The organism is Natronococcus jeotgali DSM 18795 (assembly GCF_000337695.1).
Taxonomy (GTDB): Archaea; Halobacteriota; Halobacteria; order Halobacteriales; family Natrialbaceae; genus Natronococcus; species Natronococcus jeotgali.
On the sequence record NZ_AOIA01000031.1, the window covers coordinates 61,784 to 80,447 of the forward strand.

Here is an 18,664-nt window from a genome sequence, read left to right on the forward strand (position 1 = left end):
TCGCGAAGAGTCGATCGATCCGGAGAGATAGACGGTTCGTTTAACGGCCGTATAATGAAGCGTCATACGTTACGAATAGCAACCAATGGGAACAGGTATCTCGTCGTGGCACGCGCGAGACCGAGCCGAGCGCCACTGTAGTCTCCCTCTGGGGGCGCATCCGACGAGCCACGGCGCGAAGCGAGCCGCGTCGACCGATCGTCGATTCGACCGGTCCCGCGTCGCTCGCGAGACGCCGGGTTTCACGACATCGGCGTATCGGATAGGACAGGTGTACCGGACCTCAACAGCGCAGTTATCGACGCTCTCAGTATGAGTCACTCGAGCCCACAACAGAACGTACGGTCGGTCTCGACCGGCGCCCAGCTCCTGTTGATCGTCGCCGGAATCGGTTTTCTCGTCGCGGGGATCGCACTCGCCGCAAGCGGGTCGGGTATCGACGACACGATCACTGGCACCGACGACGACGAGATCGACGGGGAGACGAACCCCAACGAGCCGAACACGGAGGGTAGTGGAGAGACCGACGACGGAGGAAACAACGGGACGGACGAGAGCGACAGCGACGGAAGCGCTGATACCGACAGCGGGGAAGACTCCACAGCTGACTCCGGCAACGGCGCTGACGACACCGGTAACGGCGCTGACGACACCGGTAACGGCGCTGACGACACCGGTAACGGCGCTGACGACACCGGTAACGGTGCCGATGATAGCGACGGTGGTAACGGCGATAGCTCACCGTTTGGCGACGGAGATAACGACTCCGAGAGCGGCGATACCGACACCGACAACGGCACTGACAGCGACAACGGCACTGACAGCGACAACGGCACTGACAGCGACAACGGCACTGACAGCGACAACGACACTGACAGCGATAACGACACTGACAGTGACGACGGCGACAACGGCACCGACGGCGATACCGACACCGACAACGATTCCGACAGTGATGACGGCGATGACGACACCTGGTTCGAATAATTCGACATCGTAGCCGTTCCCTTTCTGACCTCCTCCCACGACTGAGGTCGTGGGCTTTCGCGCTGAATCCGTGTAACTGCGGGTCGGTCGAATGTTCTTGGCGCTGTCGGACGTTTCCGCTACGATCGTTCAGGCCGAGGACTCCTCGAGTTGTATCCCGGATTACGCGTTCAGGACGGTCCCTGTAACGAACCGTGTTCGTTGGCGTCGGTAGCAATACGTAGTGACGACAGTGGCCGTGGTTCGAAACGTGTCCCTATCGGTAGTTTCGAGACCGATCGGTGAGCACGCGTTGCGAGATACGGCATCGACAACCCGCATCGCGACGGAACGACGAATCTCTAATCGCTCGAACGACCCGCGTTCGCCGTCGGAGTGTGCCGACGAACGACCTGCATCGAGAACGCGACCCGGATACGATGTCGGTGCGCCGGAGTGGCCGTCGTAACGGATCCGGATGCTCGCGCTTCGGCGTACGAGCCCATCCGCCTTCACGTTGACCGACGACGAACGGGACTCGGGGGTCGAAAGAACGGATCGACACACTGCTCCGAAGAGTCGGATTCGACTCGAGTGGAGGGAGCGACGAGAGAAGGGACTGGGGTGCGCCGAAGGGATCTATCGGACCGTCACTCGACCGTGACGCTCTTTGCCAGATTTCGGGGTTTGTCGATCGGCCGATCGAGCAGATCGGCGGCGTAGTACGAGACGAGTTGCAACTGAACGTTCGCCAGTAACCCGGTCCAGACGGGATGGGTGTCCGGAACGGAGAGGTGGGCGTCGGCAGCGTCGACGACGGGATGGTCGTCCGGCGAGACCGAAACGATCGGTGCCCCTCGTGTCTGGGCCTCGATCGCGTTCGTCTTCGTCTTTCCATCGTCGCCGCCGGTGCAAACGGCGAAGACCGGCGTCTGCTCGGTCACGAGCGCGAGCGGACCGTGCTTGAGCTGGCCGGAGGCGAATCCTTCGGCGTGCTCGTAGGTGATCTCCTTGAATTTCAGCGCGCCCTCGAGAGCGACCGGGTGGCCGAGGCCGTTACCGATGAAGAAAAACGACTGGCTGTCGATGTATCGTTTGGCCAGTCGTTCGGCGTCGGTCGTCTCGAGGATCGACTCGACCTGCTCGGGGAGGTCGGCGAGGCTCTCGAGCATCGCTTCGGCGTCGTCGGGGTGGTCGGCAGCGGGAACGTCCGCGACGATTCGCTGTCCGACCAGCGCGAGCGTTACGGCCTGCGACGAGAACGTCTTCGTCGCGGCGACGCCGACCTCCGGGCCGGCTCGAATGTACACTGCGTCGTCCGCTTCGCGGGCAGCCGTCGAACCGACGACGTTGGTAACCGCGAGCGTTCGCGCACCGCGATCGGCCGCTTCGCGGACGGCACTCAGCGTGTCGGCGGTTTCGCCGCTCTGAGTAACGGCGACGGTCAGCGTCGTCTCGTCGACCGGACCGGCGACGGACTCGTACTCGCTCGCACGGATCACGTCGGCGCGAACGCCGGCCGATTTCAGCAGTTGGGCACCGTACACCGCGGCGTGATAGGACGTGCCGCAGGCGACGAACTGGACCTCCTCGATGTCGGTAAAGGAGCCGGCCGGCAGCGCCTCGAGGGAAACCTCGCCGTCCTCGACGCGGCCCTCGATCGTGTTCGAGAGAGCGGTCGGCTGGCTGTGGATCTCCTTTTTCATGTAGTGGTCGAACTCGCCCTTGCCGGCGTCTTCGGGATCCCAGTCGACCGTATCGATCTCTCGGTGTACCGGCTCGCCGGCCAGGTCGGTAATCGCGTACGAGTCGGGTTCGAGAACGACGACGTCACCGTCCTCGAGGTAGATGACCTCGTCGGTGTAATCGAGGAACGCGGGGACGTCGCTGGCGAGGAACCAGTCGTCGGCTCCGAGACCGAGCACCAGCGGGGACCCCTTTCGGGCCGCGTAGACCCGATCCTCGTCCTCGACGATCGCCGCGATCGCGTAGCTCCCCTCGAGGGTTTCGACCGCCTTGCGAACCGCGGCCTCGGTCGACAGCTCGTCGCGGTACTCGTTGATGAGATGCGGGATGACCTCGGTATCAGTATCGCTCTGGAAGACGTGTCCTTTCTCGGCCAGCTCCGTTCGGAGCTCCACGTAGTTGTCGATGACGCCGTTGTGGACGACGGCGATATCCTCGGCGGAGTCCGTGTGAGGGTGGGCGTTCTCCTCGGTTGGCGGACCGTGGGTACTCCAGCGGGTGTGACCGATCCCGACGTTTCCGGTCGGAAGGTAGTTGAGCTTCGATTTGAGGTCCGATACTTCGCCGGACGTCTTGTGTACCTTTACGCCCGAACCGTTTTGTACCGCGATCCCAGCCGAATCGTAGCCGCGGTACTCGAGATTCTCGAGTCCCGTCAGCAACGTATCGGCGGCGTCGTCGGTACCGATGCGAGCGATAATTCCGCACATCAGCCGAACACCTCCGCCGGATCGAGTGCGGAGAGCGCACAAATAGAGCGGGTCGGATCGGTCAACCGTCGGGTCGGTACGCCAGTGCGGCGCGCAGTCCTGTAACGTGTCATAGATCTCCTTCTTCCGGGTCTTTCGTCCCTAAACGTCGACCCGGCGTTACAGGATACGTAACCCACATGGCCCATTACTATGGGTCGAATAACGAGAAACGGACGATCCGTTCCACTATTCCACCATATATAGTTAGTATAGATACATATTTGTGTAACCAGAACCCACGTTCATTGTTCCGGAGAGGTGCCGTCGACGAGCGATGACGATCGGCGGTCTATCGTGATCGAGGGACCACGTTCTGTTGCAGACGCACGACGCGTCTTTATTCGACCACTAACCGCCATAGCGTGCACGATGGCAACCCGTCGACCACTAACCGCCATAGCGTGCACGATGGCAACCCGTACCCGGTAGCGGGGGCCGTACCCGTACGGCTCGATACCAGTAGCGCGCCGTACGGGAAAAGAGAAGACAGCCAGCGACGTTCAGCGCGATTACTGCGGCGAGTTGGTTACGGTGACGGACGACTCATCGGCACCCGAAGATTCGTCGGGGCCGTGGTCGGCGAGAACGATCGCGTTCTCCCGGCCGACCGAGACCTTTCCGATCTCACCCCGGTCGTGCATCTCCGAGAGGAGGCGGCTGACCTTCGATTTCGACCAGCCGGTTTCTTCGACGATCCGATACTGATACGTTCGTCCGTCGTTTTCGACAAGTATCCGGATGATCTGTCCCCTGTCGCTCAGTAGTTCGTCCGGCGTCTCCGGCGAAATGTACCTTTTGTAGGTGTGGGTCGGGTCATCCGTCGACGCTTCGTCGTCGCGTTCGTCGTCGCCCTCCGTAGCAAATACCGCCGACGGATCGAACGTCACGTCGCGATTCGAGAGCGCCTCGATGAGGCGAGCGCCGATAAGGACGCCGATGATCACCACCGCGGCAGCGACCAAGACGAGTTCCCAGAGTGGCGTTTCACCGATAAGCTGACCGAGTTGAGCGACGACAGCGAAAGACGTCGCCGTTGAATTCACTATTGCGCCGTCAGGCAACGGAACCGACGCGGCTGTAGATACGTCGCCGACGGTAACCAGTACGTCGCTGGAGACGGATTCGGATACGGTATCGATCGTTCTGAACTCCATGGTTGCTAGATTCGGGTCTGACCGAACGTGAGAGAACATATTCACATCGGTCGTATTAGCACACAATATGACATCCAACTTCATTATGTGGTCAAACAGATTCGCTTAACAGCGAAATAAGATCTCACGGACTGAGAGCAGAAACCAAGGCTGAACGAGGGTTGAGAGCCAACGACACTGTTGACGAATCCGAACGGCGCGTGATGGGGCCGTTTATCGGCTATATAGTAAACCGATGCGGTTGTCTCCGTTCGGACGAGGCGTGCCGGCCGTCTCGAGGGCGGCCGGCGCATGTTCCGGCGCGCGTTGTCGGGCGTCGGGTACGTGATACACCACCATGACCCCACCACTCAGCGATACTGAGAGACGAACTGACGGACCGGAGAGCGATGAGCGGGCCGAACAGCTGACCGAGGAGCGCCTTCGAAATACGACGGTCTGCGTCGTCGGTCTCGGTTACGTCGGACTCCCGCTCGCGGTCGGATTCGCGCAGGCTGATTACCGCGTGATCGGCTTCGACGTCGACGATTCGAAGGTCGAAACGCTGCAGAACGGGGTCGACACGACCGGGGATCTCTCGGACTCGGCCGTTCTCGACGGAGATATCACATACACGACTGACGCGGCGGCGGTACGCGATGCCGATTACGTGCTCGTGACGGTTCCCACGCCCGTCGAGGACGAGCGGCCGAACCTCGCGTTCATCGAAAGCGCCGCCGAAACCGTCGGAGAACACCTGACGCGCGACACGACGGTGGTCCTCGAGTCGACGGTGTATCCGGGGGTCACGCGCGAGGAGTTCGCACCGGCGATCGAGGACGCGTCCGGTCTCGAGGCCGGCGAGGACTTCTTCGTCGCGTACTCGCCGGAGCGGGCGACGCCGGGCGACGGCGAGCACTCGCTCGACAGCGTCGTCAAAGTGGTCGGCGGGCAGAACGACGACGTCCTCGAGAACGTCGCGGCGCTGTACGAGTCGGTCGTCGACGCGGGCGTGCACCGCGCGCCGTCGATCGAGGTCGCCGAGGCGTGCAAGGTCGTCGAGAACGTCCAGCGCGACGTCAATATCGCGCTGATGAACGAGCTCTCGATGGCCCTCGAGAAGATGGATATCGACACGCACGACGTCCTCGAGGCCGCGGGCACGAAGTGGAACTTTCACGACTACCGGCCGGGGCTGGTCGGGGGCCACTGCATCCCGGTCGATCCGTACTTCTTCGCCCACCGGGCGAAAGAGTCCGGCGCCGACCCGGAGTTGATCCTCACGAGCCGAGACGTCAACGAGTCGATGCCGGACCACGTCGCCGAGCTGACGATCAAAGCGCTCAACGACGGACATAAGACCCTCTGTGAGAGCCGAGTACTCGTGCTCGGGGTATCCTACAAGCCGAACGTCGGTGACATCCGGAGTTCGAAGGTTTCGAACGTCATCGATCGGCTTCACCAGTACGGTATCGACGTGGTCGGCTACGATCCACACGCCGACGACGACGCGGTCGAGCGGACGTTCGGGATCGACGTACAGGAGTCACTTTCGTTCGCCGACTTCGACGGCGTCATACTGGCGACGCCGCACGCGGAGTTCGACGATCTCGATCTCGGGAACGTGGCGACGGCGCTGGGCGACGATCCCGCGCTGATCGACATCGCGGGGGCGTTCGATGCCGACGATGCGACCGATCACGGGTTCGTCTACCGGAGGGTATAATGTACCGCGGTCACACGGTCGGTGTCATCGTACCGGCGTACAACGAGGAATCTCACGTCGGAGAGGTTCTCGCGACGGTGCCGGAGTTCGTCGATCGGATCTACGCCGTCGACGACCGATCGACCGACGACACCTGGGAGATCATCCGGGAGTGCGCGGCGGCCTCGCGACGGGTGACCGACGACGAACCCCTCGATTCCGAAGGCGAGTTCGGACCCGAAATTCGAGCATCGGTAGCTGACGGGGGACGGGTCGGCGAAACGGAGATCGTCCCGATCCGTCACGAGGAAAATCAAGGCGCCGGCGGGGCGCTCAGGACGGGATACGTCCGCGGGCGCAAAGACGGGATGGATATCGTGGCCACGATGGACGCCGACGGACAGATGGATCCCGAACAGCTTCCGCGTCTCCTCGAGCCGATCGTCGAGGACGTCGCCGATTACGCGAAGGGGAACCGTCTGGGCGATCGGGAGAGTCGACAGGAGATGCCGCCGTTTCGCCTGTTCGGAAACTGGCTGTTGACCCAACTAACGAAGATCGCGAGCGGATACTGGACGCTTCAGGATCCACAGAACGGGTACACCGCGATTTCCCAGGAGGCGCTGTCGGCGGTCGACATCGAGTCGCTCCCCGCCGACCACGAGTACCCGAACGACCTGCTCGTGAGGCTGAATATCGCCGACATGCGCGTCGCCGACGTCTCCATGCCCGCGATGTACGACGACGAGGAGTCGACCATCGAGTACAGGCGGTTCGTCCCCGTTACGTCCGTAACCCTCCTCAGAGGATTCCTTCGACGAATGTACACACAACTTTCCGACGATCGACTCGACCCGGCCGCGATCGGTTACGTAGCCGGACTCGTGTCTCTGGCGGGCGCACTGACCTCCGCGATTGGTATCGGATCGTCCCTCCTGAAGGGCGAGGCCTCGGCGCGTGATCTGTCCGGAATCGCCTCCGCGTTCGCGACGAGCGCGGTCGCGTTCCTGATCGCGATGGGAATCGACGCCGTCAACAACGCGGAGAACGGGGTGCGACGATAGATGCGCGTCATCGTAACGATCCAGCACCCGGCCCACGTCCACTTCTTCAAACACGCTATCGCGGAACTCGAGGCGGACGGACACGACGTCTTCGTCTTCGCGCGCGAGAACGAAGTCGTCTCGGAGCTCCTCGATCGCTACGAGATCGACCACGAGATTCTGGCCGGCGAGTCGAACTCGCTGCTCTCGCTGGCGGCGGTACAGGCGACCTACGAGGCGCGACTACTGGCGCGAGCCCGCCGAATCAAGCCGGACGTCATAACCGCTATCGGCGGCCCCGCAGCGACCCACGTGGCGAAACTCGTGGGCGCCAAAAGCGTCGTCTTCTACGACACCGAGCACGCCACGCTGATCAAGATGCTCGCGTACCCGTTCGCCGACACCGTCTGTACCCCCGAGTGTTACGACGGTGATGTCGGCTCGAAGAAAATCGAGTACCCCGGCTACCACGAACTGGCGTACCTCCACCCCGATCGGTTCGAACCCGATCCGTCGGTACTCGAGGCTGCTGGGCTGGAGCCCGACGACACCTTCGTCGTAATGCGTCTAAGCAGCTGGGACTCCTCGCACGATATGGGACAGGGCGGCTTCGACGATCCGATCGAGGCCGTCCGGCGCCTCGAGGATGCCGGAGCGACCGTCCTGATCACCTCGGAGGTTCCGCTGCCGGAGGCGCTCGAATCCAACCGCACCACGACGTCGCCGGAGCAGATGCACCACCTGTTGGCCTACGCGGACTGTTTCGTCGGCGAGGGTGCGACGATGGCCGCCGAAGCGGCGGTGCTTGGCACCCCGGCGGTCTACGTGAACTCGCTCTCGCTCGGCTACATGCGGGAACTCGAGGAGGAGTACGGTCTCGTCTTCAACTTCAACGGCGATGATCGACACGTCCGCTCCTTGGAAAAGGCCGTTTCGATCATCGAGGCCGGCGACGACGGGACCTGGAATCGACGGCGGGAACGGCTCCTGGCCGACCGAATCGACGTCACCGACGTCATCGTCCGGGAGCTCGAGACCGTCGCGGGGATCGACCCGGATCGTTCCGCGCTTGCCGCAAACGCTGACTGACACGACATGCACGTACTACACCTCATCACCACCACGCGTTCGTTCTTCGAACAGCAGATATCCGTCCTCGAGGACCGTGGTGTCGACTGTACCGTTATCGGCGTCCCGGGCGAGTACACCGCCGACTCGCCCCGGACCCCGACGGACTACCTTCGGTTCTACCCGCAGGTGCTCTCCCACGTTCGAACGGGCGACTACGATCTGGTGCACGGACACTACGGACTCGTCGCGCCGTTCGCGCTCGCCCAGCCGACGCGCCCGGTGGTGATGAGTCTCTGGGGAACGGATCTGATGAGCGACATGGGCTGGCTCGAGACGATCAGCCGGTACGGCGCCCGGTTCGCCGACGCGGCGATCGTTCCCAGCCCGGCGATGTCCCGCGAGCTCGACGTCGATCACCTCGAGATCCCGTTCGGTATCGACACGGACCTGTTCAGGCCGATCCCTCGTCGGGACGCTCGCGAGCGCGTCGGCTGGGACGCCGACGAACGGATCGCGCTGTTCCCGTACGATCCCGACAGGGACGAAAAGGACTACCCCCGAGCCGAGCGGATCGCGGATCTTGCGGACGCGGAGCTGGACGTTCGGACGATCGAGGGCGTTCCCTACGAAGAGATGCCGTACTACATGAACGCGAGCGATCTCCTCCTCGTAACCTCGAAGCGCGAGGCGGGACCGATGGCAGTCAAGGAGGCCGCGGCCTGTAACGTTCCCGTCGTCTCGACCGACGTCGGCTTCGTCCGGGAAACCGTCGGCGAAGTGGACAACTGCGTCGTCAGCGACGACGACAGAGAGCTGGCGGCCGGACTCGAGTCCGTTCTCGCGGGCTCTCGTCGATCGAACGGCCGCGAGGCGATCGACGGCCTGAGCCTCGAATCGATGGGCGATCGCCTCATCGAGTGCTATCGGACCGTCCTCGAGCAACGGGGACGCGATACGACGGAATTGTCACCCGAACAGACCGAAGAGAGGGAGGGAACGTACCATGGCATCTAGGTTATCGCTGTCGAACGTGCGGCCGCTGCGGCTGGATACGGCGGCGGCCATCGCCGGGCTGTTGGTCGCGCTGTTGCTGTTTCCGCTCCGATTTTTCGCCTCCCAGATATATATCAACACGATCCCGATCGTCGTCGGGCTCGGCTGTATTCTGTACCTGCTCGCCGTTCACCAGAACGAGGACGAGCGGACGTTGCCGACGCTGTCGACGCCGGCGGCGAGGGTGTTACCGAGCGTGGTCACGGTCGGAATGGCGATCATGGTCCTCGTAACGATCCTGCAGGGCGCTCGCACGCCGCTGTTTTTCGTGATTGCGGGTGCGGTCGGATCCCTGCTGTTCGGACAGATCCTGTTCACGAGCGACCGAGACTTTCACCGCGGCCTGCTCCTGTTTCAGATCGTAGCGTTCGCGTTCGTGTTCCGATTCGCCGCGCTGTACGCGACCCCGGGGTACATCGGAATCGACATCTGGACGCACATCACCGATCTCTCCCGGTCGATCTATCTCGAACAGTCACTGGGAGCGATCGGCGACAACAAACACTTCGCCTCGCCGTTTTTCCACCTGTTCGTCGTCGCCTCCTCGCTGGTCTACGACGCCTCGCTTCGAACGGGAGTCTACCTATCGGTGGGCGTCGTGATGCCGCTCTCGATTCTGGGGGTCTACGCCGGAGCGAACCTGCTCGTTCCGTCGCGGTGGGCGACGTTCGCCGCGGCGCTGTTCTCGGTCGCCAGCTACACCGTCATGTGGGGCGTCCACCTGATTCCGACCAGCATGGGACTCGTCTTCTTCATCGCGATCGTCTACGCGCTGATCCGGGTGATGCGGATCGAGTACACCGGTCGCGACTTCACGTTTCTCGTCTTTCTCTCGATCGCGGTTATCCTGACACACCAGGTGTCGACGTTTATCGTCCTGGTCCTGCTCGGCGCCGCGTTTCTCGCGCAGGTCGTCTTCATGGCCGGGCCGTTGGGGCTCACGAGACTCGATACGAGCGTGTTTCGAACGAAGAAACCGGTCAACCTGATCGGCCTCCTCGTGTTCAACTTCGGGCTCTCGATCTTCGTCTGGTCGCTGACGCCGTTCCGGGGTGACTCGTTCCTGGGAACGGTACTCGAGTGGTTCGGCGAAACCCTCGAAGAGAGCGCCGGGTTCCTGAACCTCGCATCGCCCGGCGCATCGGGTAGCGAAGAAGCCGCCGTCCCCGACACGGGAACGACGCTACTCGATCAGATCGTTCCCTACGTCAACGAGATCGGATTCCTCCTGCTCCTCGGGATTACGCTCGTCGGCTGTCTGTACGTCGTCCACCGCCGACGCGCCGAACAGTCGGTGTTCACCCTGGTGCTCGGAATCGGGATCATGCTGTTTTTCGTCCTCGGACTCCCGATGTTCGGAATCCGAAACTTCGTTCCGACGCGATGGTTCGCCTTCCTCTACGTGCTGATGGCGATCGTCGGCGCGATCGGGCTCCGGACGCTCAGTCGCAACCTCTCGCCGGCTCCGGTCGTCGCCGTCCTCCTGGTCATCGTTTTGCTGTATCCGGGCGGAATGATGCTCGCCGCGGAGAGCAATCCCGACAACCCGGTGTTCTCGAACCAGCACGAGCAGTTGGCTTACGAACAGTCCGAACTCGCGGCGGTGGACACGATCGGTGAAATGACCGGGTCTCCCGAGGGAAGCGACCTCCGCCAGGATCAACGACTGTACACCGATCACCCGTATCAGACCGTGTTCGATCGAACCGGGGCCTACCCGTCGGTTAGCCCGGCGGTCCTCCCCGAAGGCGGGTCCGTAGAACACGACTACGTCGTCTACCGAACGGCGCAGTCGGAGGATGCGACCTTCTTCAGCAGCGGAGACGGGCCAGGGTACATCGCTAATCCGCCCGCGGAACGCGTCTGTCGGACGACCCAGTCGACCGTGTACGACAACGGCGACGTGCGCTTCTGTACGCCCTCGCCCGCACAAGGGTAAGTCCTCGAGTCAAGCTTTTCGTATCCGTCCCCACGGATCGATCGAAGCGAGTCCCTCGAGGGAGACGAAATCGCTACCGCAGCGACGCCGTCGGCCCCCGCGATCGCAGTTCCCTTTCCCTCGAGAGGACGATCGATCGGTCGTTCGAACGGCTCCCACGCCGATTCCGGAGGACGAAATCGCCTCCGAACCGACGAGAGGATCGATTCGACTTCCGTTCGCGGCTCTCCGAATCGAGTTCGGAAAGCCACGCATGCTCGCTCATCGAGCGACGATCGTCGCAGAACTCGACGTCGGCGTTCGATCCAAAGGATCGGAGTTCGCGAACCGAACGCGTGCAGTGATCGTCAAATCGTCCTCGAAACACGTACCGGAACGAATCCGGTTCGGAACTTCCGGCTCGACCGATAGGACGGCCCGCGATCGATCCGAGACGGTACCTGCAGTCGCTCGATCGGGGCAATCGATGCCAAACTGGTCGTGAAACGACGCTGCTATGAGAGTCCCGAGAACGACCGCTCGGCGCGCCGACGTCGAGTCGCTCGATATTTCGCCACGTCACCGAACCGTCTGTACGGGTCGTCCTCGCCGCTGACGCGGGCGACGCTGCCGACGCCGTTCGGGATCGAATCTACCTCGAGCGCGCCGTAAACCGCCTCGAGGACGGCCGCGAACTCGTTGGTGGTCGGCCACGAGGATCACCGAGACGTGACGGTCGCGACCCGCACTCAGACTTCGAGATCGACGGATCGATCCTTGGGGGGCGTCGTGCGCCGGTTCGGGCGGACAGTAACAGTCGAAACTCTACGATAACCGATCAGCCAGAATCTACTGATTGTGAAGGACACAAAGCACGCAGAAACGACGAGAGCTGATCGGTGCTCCTTTCACGACTTCAGTCGCGGGTTCCCGTTACAGACGGGGTCCCACGAGCGGGGAGGTTCGCGGGCCCGCCAGTTCTCTCGGCGACCCGCGTTTTGGACCGGGCCAGTACGACCCCCGGGTGAGATAGCGGGTTTCATCTCCTCCCGTTCAGCTACGAAGCGGTCGAATTCGAAATCGTTCGGGGACTTCTGATCCGAGCGGCCTGAAGCTCGGATCCCGACTCGGTACTACGAGAGCGTTACTGGAAGGGTAATCGTCCGATAGGCACTCTCCTCGTTCGGTTCGTCCGGCGCCTCGCCTTCGTAGAGGAACAGGACTAATCGATGATTCTCGCCGATCGACGCCGGTTCGAACTCGAGGCTTTGTTCGTGAGTCTCGCCGTCGGAGACCGTCACCGATTCGCTTGTGAGTACTTCCTGGCCGTTGACGGTAGCGCTGTCGTTTCCGTAGCTCACGTCCTGGATCGCCACCACGGTGGTGTAGGACCGCTCCTCCTGTTCCTCGTTTGCGATGTAGGCCGTCACCGAATTGGACTCACCGGTAGACAGCGACTCGTTGTAGACGTACTCAGTATCGCCGTCGACCTCCTCGGTTTCGAGGTAGAACTCGGTGTAACTGTCGTGCTCGGGCGGGTTCGCAACGGCGAAACCGGCGATAGCGACCAGCACGAGCAGCGCGACCAGAAACATGATGTTGTACGGTCTGACGCTCGGATCGGATCGGCCGAACGAATCACCCGTACTAGAAAACAGCAGCGTCGAGTCAGATATCGAGGGTGTAAACCGACGTTCCACGGGACAACGGTACCGCTGAACGATTCCGAGGAGAGATAGTACGAGCGTTACGAGCGCCGTCCCGGCGAGGATCGGAAGTAACGTGATTCCCCACGGCGTTACCGTCGAAACGAGTGTTACTGCCGGAACGATCGCGAGGCTTGCGACGACCGAGAGGGCGAACCGCTCGGTCGGTTGGAGCCCACCGTTGTTCAGCACGGATCGCTCGGATCCAGGGCTCTCGTCGTCGAACGCCTGATACTCGGTTTCCGGTGCATCCGGGTACAACACTGAAACGAACGCGTAGCCGGGAAGAAAGAGTAACAGTGGAAGTCCCAGAAGGATTCGAATCGGACCGGAAATGGAAGTAAATAATCCGAACGTGACGAACCCGGTAACTGCGATAACGAGCGTCAGATCGAAAAACCACCAGTCGGAGTCACTCATTACTGGAGAGTCGAATCTCGAGCGTTTAGTTATCGGTCATATAACGGTCGCTCGCGGCGTCGGGCTTCGGATCGCCGTTCGACTCGCTACCGGGTGAACGGTGCTGGATACGCGCCGACCGGCCGGGCCGTTCGAAGAGAGATGGTCGATATTCGGCGTTCGTTCCGAATAGCAGAACGTTCTATATCGAAAATAACCGTATCGATAGTTATCATAGTCACATTATTCTCCCTATATGAAAATGTAGAAAATAGTCTTCTAGATCGCTCTCTCACCACAATACGATATTTGAAACTGTCTGAACGGGTAGGTTAGTACGGATTTCACCGAAGTCAAACCGTTCATCTGTGGACGATTTTCAGTCTTTAATACCGGTCCGTGAGTGCGATCGAGCAACTCGATGAGTTCCACAGAGACCGTTACGGCGGGTGAAAACAGGGGTGAGAACCGGGACGACGAGATCGCATCTGACAACGACGAACTCCCGGTCGACGAGATATTTCATATTCTTCAGAACGAGCGCCGTCGAATGGTGCTGGAGTACTTACAGGGCACGGACGAGTCCGTACGGATGCGCGACGTCGCCGAGCAGGTGGCGGCCTGGGAAAACGATACCACGGTCGAGGAATTGACTTCCGATCAGCGACAGCGCGTCTACATCCCGCTCTACCAGTCGCATCTTCCGAAGCTGGACAAGGCCGGCATCATCGACTACCAGCAGAACCGCGGCGTCGTCGAACGGCGACCGCTCGCACGTCAGCTCGATTACTACCTCAACGCGGATTCGAACAACAGTACGAGCAACGACGCTGGAACGAAGGGAGCGGATTGGGACGATTACTATATCGGGGCTGCGGGCACCGGTGCAGTCTTGCTCCTGGGAGCGTTCTTCGAACTACCGCTGTTTTCCGTCATTACGGGAATCGGACTGAGCGCGCTGATCCTGTTGATGTTTACGACGCTGACGATCGGTCAGTACGTCAGGTGAGAGACCACACCGGGTGCTAGTCGTTCGTAGCGACGATGCCGAGGCAAGCAGCGACGAAGCCAACGAGCGAAACGGCCGCCGTAATCTCGAAGGCCAGCGGCGCGAGAATCAGCGCTAACGACGCCGCGAGGACGAACGCGAGCAGGTAGTTCCGGCGGCTATCGGAGTGATCGTCGGGCAGGGAGACGGTTCCGCGTTCGGGACGGAACTCGATCACTCCTGACGCGTCGAGAGTGGGGAGGTCAGTCTGTGAAAGACGTTCGTGAACGTTACCCCAGGCCTCAACGTCGTCGCCTTTGCCGGCGTCGTAGAGCTGGTCGGCGATTTCGTCGATCGTTACGGGTCCGTTGCGCGATTCGAGGAGAGAGACGACGTTCCATTCGAGCTCGTGCGGTGTTCCGGTCGTCTTCGTCTCACGGTCATCGGAGACGATCGACGATTCGTCGTACTCGAGCACTCTAACAGACGTCGACGCTTGAACGGTGGACTCGTCGCCACTCGAGTCCGAAGAGGAGGTCTTTCCAAACGGCGTCAGACGCATATTGCCAATCACACACGTCTGGTACTATAAATATGCTCTCGATAGCACGTGATAAATTCGTTGCGGGCGTTTGTTCACGCGTTCAAACCGAGGATAAACATTTTACAGTGTGCGAAAAACCCCTATTACGAGAAGAACTATCGGGCGAAAGTGGAATTACGTCCGATCCACTCTAGATGCTGGTCGGCGTGGCCGTCCCAGCTCTCGACCCAACCCAGAAAGTCATTAAGACGAAGCTTGTGCCTCGCGGGCAGGTCGTGGACGTGTTCGAGTTCCGGCAACAGTCGTTGATCAAAGTTGTAACGGGTAAAGAGCTGCTTCCGATCCGGCCAGGGCGATTCGAAGGAGTCGAAAAACGGAGTCTTGCGCCGGACGAACCGCTCCATCTCGTTGAACAGCGTTACGTTGTGCGGTCGGTCCGGCGGTCGGTGTCGGAGCATTTCCGGGTCGATTTGCTTACACGCCTCGAGGAACGTATCGGTGGACCGCTTCGACGGAGGCGCACGAAGGTGCCAGTCGAGCAGTTCCGTGTCGGTCGCCAGAAACGACGCGAAGAAGTTGTCGGCGAGGTGGGTGTGGAACGGCATCGACGGCTGGTTGGCGATTCCACAGCAGTTGATCGCGTTCTGAATCGAATCGGACCGGTCGAGTACGGCTTCGAACTCGTCTCTGACGGCCTGTCTGACGAACGATTCGGGATCGACGTCGAAGGCCGTTCGTTCTGCGAGATCCTGGCTCGCCGACCGAGTGTAGCCGAACCGTGAGAGAAGGACGTCGATCGGATCAGGATCCGGGTCGAGCCGTTCGAACGGGACTCGCTTGCCGAACACCTCGAGGTCGACGTGTGCGGTGAAGTGACCGCGGAAGAAGGTGTCGCACAGAAGACCGTGGTAGATCGTGTCGACGTCGATTTCGTCGGTGTACCCGGCGTGGTGGATGTGAAGCGACTCCTTGACCCCCTGAGAGTACCGAACCTTCGACTCGTCGGCGTAGAGATACCGCTCGTCGGGACCGAACGCCGTGTGATCGGCGCCGTACTGGGCCGCGAGTCGCTTCGCACCGACGACCTCCTGAGCTGTCGAGTTGCCGACCGTATAACAGTGCTCGATCGCGGGAAGCTGAGAGAGCAAGGTCCGAGAGTCGTACCCCGCGGAGAGCAGTAGTCCCTTCCGCCCGGGGAGAACCGATCGGCGATCGATCGCCCGTTCGAGCCGATCCGCGAGCGTACCCGCGTAGTCGAATTCGCTGCTATTGTAGACGAACCGCTCGAGTTCCGTCACCGACGACGCCCGAAGTTGGCTATCGATCGGGAGCCTGGAAAGCTGTTCGATACTCGTTTTCTCGCCGAGCGTAACGCCCAGATGAAGGAACTCGAGAATGCCGTCCCGGCGAAACGAGGGGGCGGAAATCGTCTCCGCGACCGTCGCGGAGTCGGTTCCGAACACGCGAACCCCCGGTTCGTCGGTGTAGAAACACTCGCGGGAACGGACCATGTCGGTCGCGGCGAAAGCCTCGTCTCCGGTATCGAGGACCACGAGGTAGGATCCGTTGAGCTCGGCCAGCGCCTCGGTACCGTTGCGCTCGTAGGCGTCAAGGAACCAACGAGCGGCGTTCGTCTCTCGACCGGGAACGTACACTTCCCCCCAGATGACACAGCAGCCGGTATCCCCTTCGTAGCTTGCGCTCCAGCCGGGCGTGCCGAGACCGAAGTCTCTGATCCCGACGGTTATGGACGGTCCGACGACGACGTCGTCGAACTCGTCCATCGACCGAAACCGGGTAAACGCTTCTGTACCGCCAAAGACGCCGAAGAGTTCCGTATTCATCTCGAGACCATCTCGCTGCGGTTCGCGGCGTGGGACTCCGATCGAGGGGCTACTCGCGAGTTGACTCGACCGAACGTCACGCACGCGTCGGACTACAATACACTTGAGACGAGGCACCATTAACTATAGTTCCACTAAGAGAGCGACAAAGTGAATCGTATCTGTGAGACCAATAAACACACCTACAAGAACCGGTATTGCCTGGATAGAGGCCCTCTATCAACAATATTCCCCGTCACTAACACCCATATAAACGACCCGACCTGAAGGTTCTACCCCCCTATCGGCTCCATAATAATACCGCTGCTGTCGCTAGCCGAAGCCACCAATGACGAAACGACGGAACACCCGCCGACGATTCCTCGCAGCCTCTAGCGCGACGGCCCTCGCGGCCGCGGCCGGGTGCACGGACGTTCTCTCCGATAACGGAGACGGTAACGGCGGCAACGAGAGCGGTGGCGACGGCGGCAACAGCAGCAACGAGAGCAGCGGAAACGGCGACTCCGAGGAGTACGACTCGCCGGAACTTGCCGTTGAAACCGAGTACAACAGCCGCGAGGAGTTCAGACAGCCCGGCGACCAGCTCGACGATTTCGAGAGCGCCGACGACTGGGAACTCCTTCAGGGGCAGGCCGAGGTCGACGAGGACGTCACCTTCGAGGGCGACCAGAGCCTTCGGCTCATGGCCGAAAACGAGGGCAACGCAGCCGTCGCGACCGATCTGGGCGAGGCGACCGATATGGAAGACCTCGACGTGTCTCTGGCGGTCAGGACGACGACACCCGCCGATATCGCCCTCGAGATCCAGCTGCGGGACATCTACGGCGGACACGCGAGCTACTCGCTTCGGGAGGTAACGCACGGCACTGACAACGTCGGCTGGTTCCGGATCTGTCCCGGGTTCTTCAGCGAGAGTACGACTCCCGTCGAGCAGAACTCGATCGAGGAGATCCGTATCATCGTGCACAACACCGGCGCCGAAGCCGAGGTGTGGGTCGACGACTTGCGCACCCACGAGAAACCCGATCAGGGATACGTCGTTCTCAGTTGGGACGACGGGTACCAGGACTTCTACGACCCGGCTGCTTCGCTCCACGACGAGTACGACATCACCGCGGTCATGTCCGTCGTCCGCCAGTGGGTACGGGGACAGCGCGAGGGGATCATGACGATCGACCAGCTCCAGGAACGTCAGGAAGCCGGCGATCAGATCGTCGCCCACGGGACCCACACGCGGCTTACGGAACTCAGCGACTCGGAACTCGAGGATACGCTAAACACGGACAAGAACTGGGCCGTCAACAGCGAACTCAAGGGCGGAAACTACATCGTCTTTCCGCACAACGACTTCGACGCCCGAGTCCTCGATGTCGCCACGAACTACTACTACGCGGGCGGGTTCAACCAGTCGGGTAGTCCGAACCTGACCGGCGTCCACGGGTTCGATCCGATGGTACTCCCTCGAACGATCGGCTACGATCTCGACACCGCGAAGACCTGCGTCGATATCGCGGCCGAACACCGTCAGTGTACGATCCTGAACTTCCACCAGTTCCAACTGGACAACACGATGGGCGTGGACGACTACGAGGAACTGCTGCAGTACATCGCCGACACCGACGGCGTCGAGACCATCGACTTCGACGACCTCTGGACGATGCGCCGAAACGGTCACTGATCGCCTTCCGGATCGACCTTCGTCCGTCGAGGCCGCCGTTTCGTCGCTCGGCATCTCTTCGTTTTGAGTATCGGCGAAGGGGCGATCCGATTGCGCCCTCGAGGCGCGTCGCTTGTTG

13 protein-coding genes are annotated in these 18,664 nt (G+C 61.4%); 8 read left to right on the forward strand and 5 right to left on the reverse strand.

The genetic code is table 11. The features are described from left to right. Positions 1 to 312 precede the first annotated feature (312 nt). Positions 313 to 987 carry a hypothetical protein gene (locus C492_RS04455; RefSeq protein WP_008420863.1) on the forward strand — a complete coding sequence of 225 codons (675 nt, stop codon included), beginning with the start codon at positions 313 to 315 and terminating at the stop codon, positions 985 to 987. A 629-nt stretch (positions 988 to 1,616) separates the two neighbouring features. Here the strand turns inward: C492_RS04455 and glmS are convergent. Both glmS and C492_RS04465 read right to left on the reverse strand, forming a co-directional pair. Further along, positions 1,617 to 3,422, reverse strand: coding sequence for a glutamine--fructose-6-phosphate transaminase (isomerizing) (glmS, locus tag C492_RS04460; protein WP_008420865.1), 1,806 nt, complete (start codon positions 3,420 to 3,422; stop codon positions 1,617 to 1,619). Between the two features lie 551 nt (positions 3,423 to 3,973). Next, positions 3,974 to 4,618: a helix-turn-helix transcriptional regulator gene (locus tag C492_RS04465; protein WP_239643382.1), complete on the reverse strand. Its 645-nt coding sequence runs from the start codon at positions 4,616 to 4,618 to the stop codon at positions 3,974 to 3,976. Positions 4,619 to 4,955: 337 nt separating this feature from the next. Between C492_RS04465 and C492_RS04470 the strand changes: the two genes are divergently transcribed. From C492_RS04470 to C492_RS04490, 5 genes are read left to right on the forward strand one after another with little or no spacing between them, the layout of a single operon-like run. Beyond that, the gene (locus tag C492_RS04470) at positions 4,956 to 6,323 is read left to right on the forward strand and encodes a nucleotide sugar dehydrogenase (protein ID WP_008420868.1); all 1,368 of its coding nucleotides are present in this window, start codon (positions 4,956 to 4,958) and stop codon (positions 6,321 to 6,323) included. Continuing rightward, entirely contained in the window at positions 6,323 to 7,366 is a 1,044-nt protein-coding gene (locus C492_RS04475) for a glycosyltransferase family 2 protein (RefSeq protein ID WP_008420870.1), read from the forward strand. The genes C492_RS04470 and C492_RS04475 overlap by 1 nt, the downstream gene beginning before the upstream one ends. Then, positions 7,367 to 8,434 (forward strand): DUF354 domain-containing protein, encoded by a 1,068-nt coding sequence (locus C492_RS04480; protein WP_008420871.1) that lies wholly within the window; start codon positions 7,367 to 7,369, stop codon positions 8,432 to 8,434. A 6-nt stretch (positions 8,435 to 8,440) separates the two neighbouring features. Continuing rightward, a complete protein-coding gene (locus tag C492_RS04485) occupies positions 8,441 to 9,430 on the forward strand; it encodes a glycosyltransferase family 4 protein (protein WP_008420873.1) in 990 nt (329 codons plus the stop codon). Then, on the forward strand, positions 9,420 to 11,408 hold the full coding sequence (locus C492_RS04490) for a hypothetical protein (protein ID WP_049892718.1): 1,989 nt from the start codon (positions 9,420 to 9,422) through the stop codon (positions 11,406 to 11,408). Before C492_RS04485 ends, C492_RS04490 begins: the two co-directional genes overlap by 11 nt. Positions 11,409 to 12,520: 1,112 nt before the next feature. On the opposite strand, the gene C492_RS04500 is transcribed toward C492_RS04490, so the two are convergent. Then, on the reverse strand, positions 12,521 to 13,513 hold the full coding sequence (locus C492_RS04500) for a DUF1616 domain-containing protein (RefSeq protein WP_008420878.1): 993 nt from the start codon (positions 13,511 to 13,513) through the stop codon (positions 12,521 to 12,523). A gap of 400 nt (positions 13,514 to 13,913) precedes the next feature. On the opposite strand from C492_RS04500, the gene C492_RS04505 reads away from it, so the two are divergent. Continuing rightward, positions 13,914 to 14,501 (forward strand): DUF7344 domain-containing protein, encoded by a 588-nt coding sequence (locus tag C492_RS04505; protein WP_008420880.1) that lies wholly within the window; start codon positions 13,914 to 13,916, stop codon positions 14,499 to 14,501. A 16-nt stretch (positions 14,502 to 14,517) separates the two neighbouring features. Here C492_RS04505 and C492_RS04510 read toward each other — a convergent pair whose 3' ends face one another. Then, positions 14,518 to 14,958 (reverse strand): DUF7344 domain-containing protein, encoded by a 441-nt coding sequence (locus tag C492_RS04510; protein WP_008420882.1) that lies wholly within the window; start codon positions 14,956 to 14,958, stop codon positions 14,518 to 14,520. A gap of 221 nt (positions 14,959 to 15,179) precedes the next feature. Then, on the reverse strand, positions 15,180 to 16,868 hold the full coding sequence (locus C492_RS04515) for an asparagine synthetase B family protein (RefSeq protein ID WP_008420885.1): 1,689 nt from the start codon (positions 16,866 to 16,868) through the stop codon (positions 15,180 to 15,182). A gap of 328 nt (positions 16,869 to 17,196) precedes the next feature. Here C492_RS04515 and C492_RS04520 point away from each other — a divergent pair, with 328 nt between their 5' ends. After that, a complete protein-coding gene (locus C492_RS04520) occupies positions 17,197 to 18,546 on the forward strand; it encodes a polysaccharide deacetylase family protein (RefSeq protein WP_008420887.1) in 1,350 nt (449 codons plus the stop codon). The last annotated feature ends 118 nt before the right edge of the window (positions 18,547 to 18,664 follow it).